This is a genomic window from Georgenia sp. Z1491, from assembly GCF_049856175.1.
In the GTDB taxonomy this organism is placed as follows: Bacteria; Actinomycetota; Actinomycetes; order Actinomycetales; family Actinomycetaceae; genus JB111.
The window spans coordinates 197711-210194 of sequence record NZ_JBNDNA010000006.1 but is presented as its reverse complement, the minus strand read 5'-3'; the positions used below and the strand labels follow the sequence as shown (position 1 = coordinate 210194).

General features: G+C 72.5%; 12 protein-coding genes. 10 read left to right on the top strand and 2 right to left on the bottom strand.

Annotation, left to right across the window (positions count from 1 at the left end; genetic code table 11):
- The first annotated feature begins 63 nt into the window (after positions 1–63).
- Positions 64–1250, top strand: a protein-coding gene (locus ACPYO4_RS08520; protein ID WP_425708379.1) for an IS3 family transposase whose coding sequence is annotated in 2 segments (ribosomal slippage) — positions 64–343 and positions 343–1250 — 1188 coding nt in all. Because the reading frame shifts where the segments join, the coding sequence is not laid out codon by codon here.
- On the opposite strand, the gene ACPYO4_RS08515 is transcribed toward ACPYO4_RS08520, so the two are convergent.
- Together ACPYO4_RS08515 and ACPYO4_RS08510 are read right to left on the bottom strand one after the other, a co-directional pair.
- The gene (locus ACPYO4_RS08515; RefSeq protein ID WP_425708792.1) at positions 1195–2052 is read right to left on the bottom strand and encodes a DUF222 domain-containing protein; all 858 of its coding nucleotides are present in this window, start codon (positions 2050–2052) and stop codon (positions 1195–1197) included. The two genes, ACPYO4_RS08520 and ACPYO4_RS08515, sit on opposite strands and share 56 nt — an antisense overlap.
- 277 nt (positions 2053–2329) lie before the next feature.
- Positions 2330–3091: a murein hydrolase activator EnvC family protein gene (locus tag ACPYO4_RS08510; protein WP_425708791.1), complete on the bottom strand. Its 762-nt coding sequence runs from the start codon at positions 3089–3091 to the stop codon at positions 2330–2332.
- A gap of 414 nt (positions 3092–3505) precedes the next feature.
- Here ACPYO4_RS08510 and rpsB point away from each other — a divergent pair, with 414 nt between their 5' ends.
- From rpsB to ACPYO4_RS08465, 9 genes are all read left to right on the top strand, one after another.
- Positions 3506–4615 (top strand): 30S ribosomal protein S2, encoded by a 1110-nt coding sequence (gene rpsB, locus ACPYO4_RS08505; protein ID WP_425708790.1) that lies wholly within the window; start codon positions 3506–3508, stop codon positions 4613–4615.
- Between the two features lie 25 nt (positions 4616–4640).
- Positions 4641–5480: a translation elongation factor Ts gene (tsf, locus tag ACPYO4_RS08500; protein WP_425708789.1), complete on the top strand. Its 840-nt coding sequence runs from the start codon at positions 4641–4643 to the stop codon at positions 5478–5480.
- Between the two features lie 178 nt (positions 5481–5658).
- Entirely contained in the window at positions 5659–6366 is a 708-nt protein-coding gene (pyrH, locus tag ACPYO4_RS08495; RefSeq protein WP_425708797.1) for a UMP kinase, read from the top strand.
- 4 nt (positions 6367–6370) lie between these two features.
- On the top strand, positions 6371–6928 hold the full coding sequence (gene frr / locus ACPYO4_RS08490) for a ribosome recycling factor (RefSeq protein ID WP_425708788.1): 558 nt from the start codon (positions 6371–6373) through the stop codon (positions 6926–6928).
- A 19-nt stretch (positions 6929–6947) separates the two neighbouring features.
- Entirely contained in the window at positions 6948–7820 is an 873-nt protein-coding gene (locus ACPYO4_RS08485) for a phosphatidate cytidylyltransferase (protein ID WP_425708787.1), read from the top strand.
- A gap of 34 nt (positions 7821–7854) precedes the next feature.
- Complete coding sequence (gene rlmN / locus ACPYO4_RS08480; RefSeq protein ID WP_425708786.1) at positions 7855–9255, top strand: 23S rRNA (adenine(2503)-C(2))-methyltransferase RlmN; 1401 nt, start codon at positions 7855–7857, stop codon at positions 9253–9255.
- The gene (locus ACPYO4_RS08475; protein ID WP_425708785.1) at positions 9252–9779 is read left to right on the top strand and encodes a DivIVA domain-containing protein; all 528 of its coding nucleotides are present in this window, start codon (positions 9252–9254) and stop codon (positions 9777–9779) included. Before rlmN ends, ACPYO4_RS08475 begins: the two co-directional genes overlap by 4 nt.
- On the top strand, positions 9776–11086 hold the full coding sequence (locus ACPYO4_RS08470; RefSeq protein WP_425708784.1) for a 1-deoxy-D-xylulose-5-phosphate reductoisomerase: 1311 nt from the start codon (positions 9776–9778) through the stop codon (positions 11084–11086). The genes ACPYO4_RS08475 and ACPYO4_RS08470 overlap by 4 nt, the downstream gene beginning before the upstream one ends.
- Positions 11083–12402: a M50 family metallopeptidase gene (locus ACPYO4_RS08465; protein WP_425708783.1), complete on the top strand. Its 1320-nt coding sequence runs from the start codon at positions 11083–11085 to the stop codon at positions 12400–12402. Before ACPYO4_RS08470 ends, ACPYO4_RS08465 begins: the two co-directional genes overlap by 4 nt.
- Positions 12403–12484 lie beyond the last annotated feature (82 nt).

Below are 12484 nucleotides of genomic sequence, written 5' to 3'. Positions count from 1 at the left end.
TCGGGTCTGCTGAGGGTTCGGTTGACTTCCTGACTGCTCTGCGGAGCGGAGAGGATGGTCCTCGTGCCGAAGATCTACTCAGAAGAGCTCAAGGCCAGCGCGTTGGAGCTGCTGGATCAGGGAATGACTCAGAAGCAGGTCTGTCACGACCTCGGGATGTCGAAGTCGGCGCTGCAGGCCTGGGTCAACGAGTCTCGCCTGCGAGAACGCGGCTTCGAGCCAGCTCGCGGGCAGAGCGCCGGGGACGGTGGTGAGCAGACGCGGATGCTGAAACGGATCCGGGAGCTGGAGCAGGAGAACGAGGTCCTGCGCAAGGCGACCGCGTATCTCTCGCGGGCCAATCTCGGTCCTGGGCAGTCGCGCCCAAAATGATCTACCCGCTGGTCCTTGACCTTGCTGCTGCCGGAATCCCGGTCGCGGTGACCTGCCGGGTGCTCGGCTTCTCCAAGCAGGGGTTCTACCAGTGGCGCGCGAACCCTGTCAGTGCTCGGGACGTCGACGAGGCGTATCTGCTCAATGCGGCCTACGACATCCACGCCGACGATCCGGAGTTCGGGCACCGGTTCATCGCCGACGAGCTCCAGGCCGCCGGTCACGTGGTCTCGGAGCGGCGCGTATGGCGGCTGTGCTCCCAGCAGCGGCTCTTCTCTGCCACAGTGCGACGGAAGAAGCGCTACGGCAGGCCCGGCCCGCCGGTATGCGATGACCTGCTCGAGCGGGACTTCACCGCCGAGAGCGTCAATGCGAAGTGGTTGACCGATATCACCGAGCATCGCACCGGTGAGGGCAAGGTCTACCTCTGTGCCGTCAAGGACGCCTGCTCGGGGAGAATCGTCGGCTACGCCCTCGATGCCCGCATGACATCCGACCTGGCCGTAGCAGCCGTACGAGACGCGGTCGCGCGCCGCCAGGGAGCGGCCGCGGTGGCTGGCTGCATCGTCCACAGTGACAGAGGCTCGCAGTTTCGTTCCCGGAAATTTCAGCTCGCTCTCAAGCATCGCGGCCTCATCGGTTCCATGGGCCGGGTCGGGGCTGCCGGGGACAACGCGGCGATGGAAAGCTTCTTCGCCACGCTGCAGAACAACGTGCTCGACCGGAAGCGATGGGCCACCCGCGACGAGCTCCGGCTCGCGATCGTGCACTGGATCGAACGGACCTACCACCGTCGCCGACGGCAACGTCGACTCGGCAAGCTCACTCCGGTTGAATACGAACTCGTCCACCACCAGGCCGTCGCGCTGGCGGCCTAACCCCGAAGTCAACGAAACCTTCAGCAGACCCCTCGACACTGATCCGCCCCGCGGACAGCGCCCCATGCGCCAGGGCCAGATCGTCGCGCAGCGCGCGCGCCTGCCGGGCCTGCCGACCCGCCACCGCCACGCTGGTCCCGGTCCGGTCCCGCAACCAGGTCCGGAACGACCGCTGCCCCTCCAACGCCCACACACCATCGGCCTCGACCTTCGCGGTGGCGGCGGCCCGGAGCGCGGTCAGTCGTCGTTCGGCGGCCTCGATGCTCTCCAACACCTCGATCGCTTCCTGCCCGGACAGGTCCCCCACGCGAGCCTGGCTGAGCTCGTCGAGCTGAGCCACGATCTCCCGCACCCCACCGACCACACCCACCGACGACACAGGCTCACGAACGTGCCCGACGACGCCCCGCTCGACGGCGTCAGCGTGGATGAGCGTGGGCGCCGCGGGCAGGTCGTGCTCCTCCTCGTCGAGGTCTGCCCCGTCCTCGTCGAGGTCTGCCCCGTCGTCGTCACTGTCAGTGACCGCGCAGCCACGGGTCTCGTCGTTGACGTCCTCGACTGCGGCATCGGTACCGGCGACGTCCTCGGCGTCCGCATCGGCATCGTCGGCGTCGGCGCCCGCATCGGCATCGCACCCGACGGCGTCGCTGACCTCCCCGGCCCCGGCGACATCGGAATCAGGGTCGGTCTCAGAGGCGGCGTCGTTCTGGGTTGCCTTCGTGGCGAGCCAGGCCTCGATCTGCGCGGAGAGCAGCTCCTCCAGAGCCGACCACTCCTGGTCCACACTCACGTCCTCAGCCACTGCCCCCGCACCTCCTCGTGCCACTCGAACCGACTACCCCAATTCTACTCGAACACATATTCGAGGACAAGCGAAATGCCCGAATCTGTGGACAACTACGCCACATCCACCACCCACCCTGACCTGGGGAAAAACCGTGCCCACGACAACCACCACCCGCGAGCGGGCCCACGGTGAATGAGTGGCCGGACGTCGGCGAACTCCCGACCGCACGCAAGTCACCGCACGTTGCAGGGTGGGCGCTACGACGACCGCGCAATCGGTGCGCCGACCGGTGTCACCCGCCGAACGGCAGCAGTCGGACCGGTTGCGGCGCGTCCCCGATCAGCGACATCGGGTCGACGTAGTCGTGGCTCCCGTGCCGAGCACCCCAGTGCAGGCAACCGGGTGGCGGGCAGTGGCCGGCCGTAAGGGTGCCGATCGGGTCACCACCTGCGACCGCGTCCCCCGTGGACAGGGAGCTGCTGACGGGCTCATAGGTCGTCCGGATCCCGTCGGCATGATCGATGGAGATCACCGGCCGGTCGGCGACGGAGCCCCTGAATGCGACGATCCCGTCGGCTGCCGCGAGGATGACCGTCCCCGGCCGGACATCCAGGTCCACGCCACGATGTCCGGGGCCGTACGGCGTCGCCGACCCCTCGAAGGGGGCGACCACGCGGACGGGACCACCGGTCGGCCAGTCGTAGTTCACCAATGAGCTCGAGGCCTCGCTGGACGGCGCGCTACCAGCACCGGCACTGCCGACGGCGGCGCCACCACCGAAGGCCCCCGCACTCCCGACGGCACCGGCACGTCCTGGGGCTCCGGTGTCGTCGGAGGCCGCATAGCGCGCGGCGACCTCGAGTGCGAGCGAAGGCCCCAGCGGGAGGGAGCGGCCGGCAGCCGGCCCGACGTCGGGGAAAGGTTCCGTGCCGAGCGTTCCCGACGCCGTGGGCGCGCGTGCCCCGAGCAGGCTCAGGCACAGCGCGAGGGCGAGAACGAGAACGGCGCGACGTGCGTCGTCGCGGCCGGGGCGGGGTGGTCGGTGCGCGGTCATGCCAGAAAGATGAGCACGCGAGGGCCGAGTGCGTCCGCAGCCGTACGACGGGCGGTGGACAGGCCTGCGGCGACAGGGGGTGTGGGTCTGTCGGCGCCCTGCGGAGACTCCCGGGTGAGTCGCACGACGCACCAGGTGGCGAGCGGCGCGGTGCCGCGCTCCGCTACGATGAGTGGGCGACCGGTCTCTGGCCGGTCGACTTCGCGTGCCTGCACACCGTCGCACCAGCCCCCGCCTCGCGCGGACGGCCTCGGTCGACGGGGCGATCGGCAGCGGTCCCGCCTGGCGGGCGCCGACGTCGCGGGCACCAGGGGTCGTGACCACCCGGTCTCGACCGACAACCACGGAGAGGGCCCCGCCGCCGAGCGTCGGGGCCGAACGCGCGCGGGCGATCCCGCGCCGAAAGGAAGAGCCATGGCCGTCGTGTCCATGCGTCAGCTGCTCGAGTCCGGTGTCCACTTCGGTCACCAGACGCGCCGCTGGAACCCCAAGATGAAGCGCTTCATCCTCACGGAGCGCAACGGCATCTACATCATCGACCTTCAGCAGTCGCTCGCCGAGATCGACCGGACCTACGAGTTCGTCAAGGAGACCGTCTCGCACGGCGGGACCATCCTGTTCATCGGCACCAAGAAGCAGGCGCAGCAGGCGATCGAGGAGCAGGCCCGCCGCGTGGGCATGCCCTTCGTCAACCACCGCTGGCTCGGCGGCATGCTGACCAACTTCTCCACGGTGCACCAGCGCCTGCAGCGGCTCAAGGAGCTCGAGCAGCTCGACTTCGACGATGTGGCGGGTTCCCACCACACGAAGAAGGAGCTGCTCATGATGCGCCGCGAGAAGGACAAGCTCGAGCGCACCCTCGGCGGTATCCGCGACATGGGCAAGATCCCGTCGGCGGTGTGGATCGTCGACACCAAGAAGGAGCACCTCGCGGTCTCCGAGGCGCGCAAGCTCAACATCCCGGTCGTCGCGATCCTCGACACCAACTGCGACCCGGACGAGGTCGACTACCGCATCCCGGGCAACGACGACGCGATCCGTTCCGTCGCGCTGCTCACCCGCGTGATCGCGGACGCTGCGGCCGACGGCCTCGTCGTTCGTCACGGTGGCGCCAAGGGTGCCGAGGCCGACGGCGCGGAGCCGCTCGCCGAGTGGGAGCGCGAGCTCCTCGCCGCTCACGAGTCCGACGCCGCAGCTCCGGCCACGGCGGCCCCCGCCACCGAGGCGCCGGCCACCGCGGCCCCCGCCACCGAGGCGCCGGCGGCCGACGCCACCGCCGCCCAGGCCCCGACCGCGGCCGTCGCCACCGACGCGCCCGCCACCCCGGCGGCGCCGGTCGAGCAGGGCTCGGCACCGACCGAGGCCGTAGCCACCGAGGAGCCGACCGCCCAGCCGGCCCCGGCCGAGGCCGCAGCCCCGGCCGAGGAGGTCGCGCCCGCCGCCGGTGCGGCGCCGACCCCCGGGGCGACGGGAGCCACCGAGGAGCCCGCCTCCGAGGGCTCCACCGACACCACCGCCAACTGACGTCCACCTGCACAGAGAGGAACCCATGGCCAACTACACCGCGGCCGACATCAAGGCCCTGCGCGAGTCGACGGGCGCCGGCATGCTCGACGTCAAGAACGCTCTCGTCGAGGCGGACGGTGACAAGGAGAAGGCCACCGAGATCATCCGCGTCAAGGGGCTGAAGGGCATCGCCAAGCGCGAGAGCCGTGCGGCCTCCGACGGGCTCGTCGCCATCGACGTCAGCGCCGGCGGCGCGGGCGAGATCGGCACGATGGTCGAGGTCAACTGCGAGACGGACTTCGTGTCGAAGAACGAGAAGTTCGTCGCGCTGGCGGACGCCGTGCTCGCCGCCGCGGTGGCCTCCGGCGCCACGGACGTCGAGACGCTGCTGGCCGCCCCCTCGGGCGACGGCACCGTCAAGGACGCCGTGGAGAACCTCGCCGCCACCATCGGCGAGAAGATCGAGGTCCGCCGGGTCGAGCGGCTGGAGGGCGCCAAGGTCGCGTCCTACCTGCACCGCACGGCCAAGGACCTCCCGCCGCAGGTCGGCGTCATGGTCGCCACGGACGCCGCGGGCGCCGAGGCCGCGCACGACGTCGCCCTGCACGTCGCCGCATACTCGCCGACCTACCTCAGCCGCGAGGACGTCCCCGCCGAGACCGTCGAGAACGAGCGACGCCTCGCGGAGGAGACCTCCCGCGCCGAGGGCAAGCCGGAGCAGGCTCTGCCGAAGATCGTCGAGGGCCGGATGAACGGCTTCTACAAGGAGAACGTGCTGCTGGACCAGGCGTTCGCCAAGGACCCGAAGCAGACGGTCGCCCAGGTCGTCGGCGCCTCGGGCGGCACGGTGACGGGCTACGCCCGCTTCCGCGTCGGAGCCTGACCAGGTGTGAGAGGTGGCCCCGGACCGCATGGTCCGGGGCCACCCGCCTATCCGAGCCCCGTCCACCGACCCGCGCGTACGAAGGAGCCCAGCCACGATGACCGTGACCCCCGACCCCCACGCGAGCCCCGTACCGCCTGCCGGCGGACCCGGCGGTGAGCCGCGGCCGCGGCGCGTGATGCTCAAGCTGTCCGGCGAGGTCTTCGGCGGCGGGGAGGTCGGGCTCGACCCCGACGTCGTGCTGCGCGTGGCCCGCGAGATCGCCGACGCCCACCGCCGCGGCGTCGAGATCGCCATCGTCGTCGGCGGCGGCAACTTCTTCCGCGGCGCCGAGCTGAGCGCCCGCGGGCTCGACCGCTCGCGCGCCGACTACATGGGCATGCTCGGCACCGTGATGAACGCCCTCGCGCTCCAGGACTTCCTCGAGCAGTCGGGGGTGCGCACCCGCGTCCAGACCGCCATCACGATGGGGCAGGTCGCGGAGCCCTACATCCCGCTCCGCGCGATCCGGCACATGGAGAAGGGCCGCGTCGTCGTGTTCGGCGCGGGTGCCGGCATGCCCTACTTCTCGACGGACACCGTCACCGCGCAGCGCGCCCTGGAGACGCACTGCGACGAGGTGCTCGTCGGCAAGAACGGTGTCGACGGCGTCTACACGGCCGACCCGCGCACGGACCCCGGCGCCGTCAGGCTCGACCACCTCACCTACGCCGACGCGCTCGCGCGCGGCCTCAAGGTCGTCGACGCGGCGGCGTTCGCCCTGTGCATGGACAACGGGCTGGCCATGCGCGTGTTCGGCATGACCGAGGCCGGTAACGTCACCCGCGCCCTGCTGGGTGAGAAGATCGGCACGCTGGTGACCGCCGGCGAGACAAGCAAGGAGTGACCACGTGATCGACGAGACCCTGCTCGAGGCCGAGGACAAGATGGACAAGGCCGTCGAGGTGGCCCGCGACCGGATGGGCAACATCCGCACCGGCCGCGCGAACGCCGCGATGTTCAACGCGATCCTCGTGGACTACTACGGCGCCCCGACGCCGCTGCAGCAGCTCGCGTCGCTGCAGATCCCCGAGGCGCGCACCGTCCTCATCTCCCCGTACGACCGCGGCGCCTCCGCGGCGATCGACAAGGCGCTGCGGGCCTCCGACCTCGGCGTCAACCCGACCGACGACGGCAACGTGCTGCGCGTCCTTCTGCCGTCGCTGACCGAGGACCGCCGTCGCGACTACGTCCGGCTCGCCCGCAACGAGGCCGAGGACGCCCGCATCTCGGTGCGCGCCGTCCGCCGCAAGGCCAAGGAGGAGCTCGACCGCCTCGTCAAGGACGGCGAGGTCGGCGAGGACGAGGGCGTACGCGCCGAGAAGGAGCTCGACGCCCTGACGAAGCGCCACGTCGAGACGATCGACCAGATCGTCGAGGCCAAGGAGAAGGACCTCCTCGAGGTCTGACTGCGAGGGTCTCACCAGCATGGACGTTCCGACGACGGCGCCGCCGCCCGCCGCCGGGCCGCCGGTCAAGCCCGGGCCGCGGGCCGGGCGCGAGCTCAGCCGGGCCATCCCCGTCGGCGTCGGGCTCATCCTCCTGCTCGTCGCCTCCCTCGCGTTCCGCCCCGAGCCGTTCGTCGCGCTCGTCGCGGTCGTCGGCGTCCTGGGCACGTTCGAGCTGACCGAGGCCGCGGCGCAGCGGCACATCGACATCGCGCGGGGCCCGGTCTCGGTCGGCGGTGCCGCCATGGTGGTCGCCACCTGGTTCGCGGGGGAGGAGGGGCTCCTGGCGGCGTACGCCGGCTCGGTGGCCCTCGTCGTCACCGTCGCCGTCCTCGCGCGCCGCGGCACCAACGGTGTCCGGGACGCCGCGGCCGACGTCTTCGTCCTCACCTACGTCCCGTTCCTCGTCTCGTTCGCGGTGCTGCTCGTGCGCATGGAGGACGGCGTCCTGCTCGTGCTCACCGTCGCGCTGCTGGCCGCCGCGAACGACACCGGCGGGTACATCGCGGGAATCCTGTTCGGCAGGCACCCGGTGGCGCCCACCATCTCGCCCAAGAAGTCGTGGGAGGGGGTCGCCGGGTCCGTCGTCGCCTGCGTCCTCATGTCCTACCTACTCGTCTCCGTGGTCCTCGGCCACCCCGTGTGGCTCGCCGTCGGGCTGGGGCTCGTGGCGGTGGGTACCGCCACGACCGGGGACCTCGCCGAGTCCCTGCTCAAGCGCGACCTCGGGGTCAAGGACATGTCGAACCTGCTGCCCGGTCACGGCGGGCTCCTCGACCGCATCGACTCGATCATCGTCACGCTCCCGCTCGTCTACCTCACACTCGGCCCGCTCGCCCGGGCCGCGGGCTGACCCGCGCGGTCGTGGGTGAGACACTGAGCGCGCCATGACGACCGAGAACCCGCCCAGCACCCCCGCCGACGTCGGGGCGGACGCACCCGCGCGCACGGCCGTGGCTGCGCCCGCGAAGCCCGAGCGCGCCGCCGGCGCCGGCGACGGCGCTCGCACCCGCGCCGCGAACGCCGCCGGCGTCGACCCCCGCCCCGCCGACCGCGCTCGCACCGGTACCCGCACCGCCGACCGCGCCCGCACCGCTTCAGCAACCGACTCCGGCCGCCAGGTCCGCCCCGCCCTCGAGGGCGCCGCCCCCGGCGAGCGGCTCCAGCTCACCTTCACCGCGAAGCGTCGCGGCAAGCCGCCCCGGCACCTGGCGGACCTCGCCGTCGACGAGCGTGCCGGCGTCGCCAAGGAGCTCGGCCTGCCGGCCTTCCGCGCCGACCAGCTCTCCCGGCACTACTTCACGCACCTGACGAACGACCCGGCGCGCATGACCGACCTGCCGGCCGCCGCCCGCGACCAGCTCGCCGGCACCCTGCTCCCGCCCCTGGTCACCCGCGTCCGGGACCTCGAGGCCGACGGCGGCGCCACGGTGAAGTCCGTGTGGCGCCTGTTCGACGGCGCGATCGTGGAGTCCGTGCTCATGCGCTACACGTCGCGCTCCACGCTGTGCGTGTCCTCGCAGGCGGGCTGCGGCATGGCCTGCCCCTTCTGCGCGACCGGCCAGCAGGGCCTGACCCGCAACCTCTCGACGGCGGAGATCGTCGAGCAGGTGCGCCTCGCCGCCGCGGCCTGCCGCGACGGTGAGCTCGCGGGCGGGCCCACCCGCCTGAGCAACGTCGTCTTCATGGGCATGGGCGAGCCGATGGCCAACTACAAGGCCGTCATCGGCGCCGTGCGCCGCATGGTCGACCCCGCGCCCGCGGGCCTGGGCATGTCCGCCCGCAACATCACCGTCTCCACCGTCGGCCTCGTGCCCGCGATCGACAAGCTCGCCGCCACCGGCATCCCCGTCACGCTCGCGGTCTCCCTGCACGCCCCCGACGACGAGCTCCGCGACGAGCTCATCCCGATCAACTCGCGGTGGAAGGTCGGTGAGCTCCTCGACGCCGCCCGCCGCTACTTCGAGGCCACCGGCCGCCGGGTCTCGATCGAGTACGCCCTCATCAAGGACATGAACGACCACGCCTGGCGCGGCCGCCTCCTGGCCGAGGAGCTGAACAGGCGCGGCAAGGGCTGGGTGCACGTCAACCCGATCCCGCTCAACCCCACGCCGGGCTCGATCTGGACGGCCTCCGAGCGGGACGTCGAGGCCGCCTTCGTCGCCGAGCTGCGGGACGCCGGCATCCCGACCACCGTGCGAGACACGCGCGGGTCCGACATCGACGGCGCCTGCGGCCAGCTCGCGGCCGAGGTCATCGATCAGCCCACGAAGGGACAGGACGCATGAGGGGTTTCGCACGGGTCTCGCGCCGGGAGGACGGCTACGACCCCGAGCAGGTCGACGACTTCTTCACCCGTGCCCGGGACGTCGACGGCGGTATCGACGAGACCGCCGTCCGGCAGGCCGCGTTCGACCTCGTGCCCGCCGGGTACGACCCCGAGCAGGTCGACCTCGCGCTCGACCGGCTCGAGGAGAGCCACACGCGTCGCCGCCGGCAGCAGACCGTCGCCGAGGGGGGCGACGAGAGCTGGCGCAACCACCTCGACGGCCTCACCGAGTCGCTGCTCCCGCGCCTGGGCCGCCCCGAGCGGGAGCGGTTCGTGCGTGCCCGGACCACCGGCTACGCCGCCCCCGCCGTCGACGCGTTCCTCGGCCGGGTCGAGGACTACCTCGAGACGGGCGAGGGGTTGCGGGCCGAGGACGTGCGCTCCGTGACGTTCCCGCCCGCGCAGGGGAAGAAGGCCTACGACGAGGCCGTCGTCGACGTCTATCTCGACCGCGTGGTCGAGGTCGTCCTCGCGCGCGCATGACCACCGAGGTCGTCCTCCTCGGCTCCACCGGTTCGATCGGCACGCAGGCGCTCGACGTCCTTCGCCGCGCCGACGCCGACGAGCCGGGCCGGTTCGTCGTCCGCGCGCTGGCCGCGTCCGGGTCGCGGCCCGAGCTTCTCGCCGAGCAGGTCGCCGCGCACCGGCCGGACGTCGTCGGCGTCGCGGACGACTCCGCCCTGCCCGCCGTCCGCGAGGCGCTCACCCGCGCGCTCGGCCCGGGTGCCGCGCTGCCCGAGATCCTCGCCGGCCCCGACGCCGCCACGCAGATGGCGGGCATGCTCGACGCCGACGACCGCACGCTCGGCGACAGCACGTTCGGCGACAGCAGGTCGCCGGAGGCCGGCGGGCCGGACGCGCGCTGGAAGCCGCCGTCCGCCGTCGTGCTCAACGGGATCACCGGATCGGTCGGCCTGCGCCCCACCCTGGCCGCGCTCGCCTCGGGCGCCACCCTCGCGCTCGCCAACAAGGAGTCCCTCGTCGCCGGCGGTGCGCTCGTCGCCGACGCGCTCACGCGGCCCGGCCAGATCATCCCCGTCGACTCCGAGCACTCGGCGATGGCCCAGGCGCTCGGGGGAGTGCGGCACGAGAAGGGGCTCACCTCGCCCGTGGTCACCGGCGTCAGCGACGTGCGTCGGCTGATCCTCACCGCGTCGGGCGGCCCGTTCCGCGGCCGCACGCGCGACCAGCTCGCCGACGTCACTGTCGACCAGGCGCTCGCGCACCCCACCTGGGCGATGGGCCCGGTCGTCACCATCAACTCCTCCACGCTGATGAACAAGGCTCTCGAGCTCGTCGAGGCCTCGCTCCTGTTCGACGTCGAGCCCGGGGACATCACCGTCGTCGTCCACCCGCAGTCGATCGTCCACTCGATGATCGAGACGGTCGACGGCTCCACGCTGGCCCAGGCCTCGCCGCCGGACATGCGCCTGCCGATCGCGCTCGGCCTGTCCTGGCCCCGCCGCCTGCCCGGGGTGGCGACCCCGTGCGCGTGGGACGCCGCGACCTCCTGGACGTTCGAGCCGCTCGACGACGCCACGTTCTCCGCGGTCTCGCTCGTCCGCTCGGCCCTGACCGCGTCGGCCACCCACCCCGCGGTCGTCAACGCTGCCAACGAGGAGGCCGTGGCCGGCTTCATCGCCGGCCGGCTGCCCTACCTGGGGATCCTCGACGTCGTCGAGCGCGTCCTCGCCGAGCACGACGGCGCGCAGCGCCCGAGCCTCGACGACGTCGAGGCCGCCGAGGCCTGGGCCCGCACCCGTGCCCGCGAGCTCGCCGGCGCCGCGTGAGCTTCCTCCTCGGGGTCCTCGTCCTCGCGGTCGGTCTCGTCGTCTCGATCGGCCTGCACGAGCTCGGCCACCTCGTCCCCGCCAAGCGGTTCGGCGTCCTCGTCCCGCGCTACTTCGTCGGCTTCGGGCCCACCCTGTGGTCGACGCGCCGCGGCGAGACCGAGTACGGGCTCAAGGCGATCCCGCTCGGCGGGTTCGTCACGCTCGCCGGCATGTTCGCACCCGCCCGCCCCGGCCGGCGCACCCACCGCGCGGACGGCCGGCCGACGCTGCCGCAGGAGGCGCGCGAGATCTCCGCGGAGGAGGTGCCGCCCGGTCAGGAGCACCGCGCGTTCCACCGCCTGCCGGTGGGCAAGAAGATCGTCGTCATGATGGGCGGCCCGCTCGTCAACCTCGTGCTGTCCGTGGTCCTGCTGGCGATCGTCGTGTGCGGGATCGGCATCTCCTCGCCCACGACTACTCTGGACTCGGTTCAGGAGTGCGTCGCCGCGGCGCCGGCCGGCACCGACGGGGACGGCACGGACGAGAGCCCGACGGCGCAGCCCACGCCCGGCGCCCCCGACTGCCTGCCCGGACCGGGCGCGGACGCGGGCCTGCTGCCCGGCGACGAGATCGTCTCCTGGGGCGGCACCGAGGTCGAGGAGTGGGCGGACGTCCAGGAGACCATCGCGGCCGGCGGGACGGGTGCGACCGACGTCGTCGTGCGCCGGGGAGGCGAGGAGGTCACGCTGAGCGTGGCCCCCGAGGTCGTCCAGCGGCCGGCCGAGGGCGGCGGGACGCAGGCGATGCCCTACGTCGGCATCGGGCCCGCGTTCGCGCAGGAGCGGCTCTCGCCGACCGAGGTGCCCGGCATCGCGTGGGAGCAGCTCTCCGGCACGGCCGAGATCATCGCCCGGCTGCCCGTCGCGCTGGTGGACATCGGCCGGGCCACGCTCGGCCTCCAGGAGCGCGACCCCGGCGTCGTCGGGCTCGTGGGCGTGGGCCGGTTCGCCGGCGAGATCGCCTCCGTCGAGGCACCCGAGTACACGGGCGTCCAGCGCTTCGCCGACCTGCTCTCCCTGCTCGGCGCCCTCAACATGACGCTCTTCGTGTTCAACCTCGTCCCGCTGCTGCCGCTGGACGGCGGGCACGTGGCCGGCGCCCTGTGGGAGGGGCTCAGGCGCGCGGTCGCACGGCTGCGCGGCCGGCCGGACCCCGGCCCGGCGGACACGGCCAGGCTGCTTCCGCTGACGTACGTCGTCGTCGCGTTCATGATCGTGATGACCGTGCTGCTCATCGTCGCGGACATCGTCGTACCGGTGTCGCTGATCGGTTGACGCTCGCCCGCAGGGCCGGGCCGCGGTGTACGTGGCGCGCGTCGCCCCGCCCGCGTGGCTCCGGTCTCGCCCCTGGGCCGAG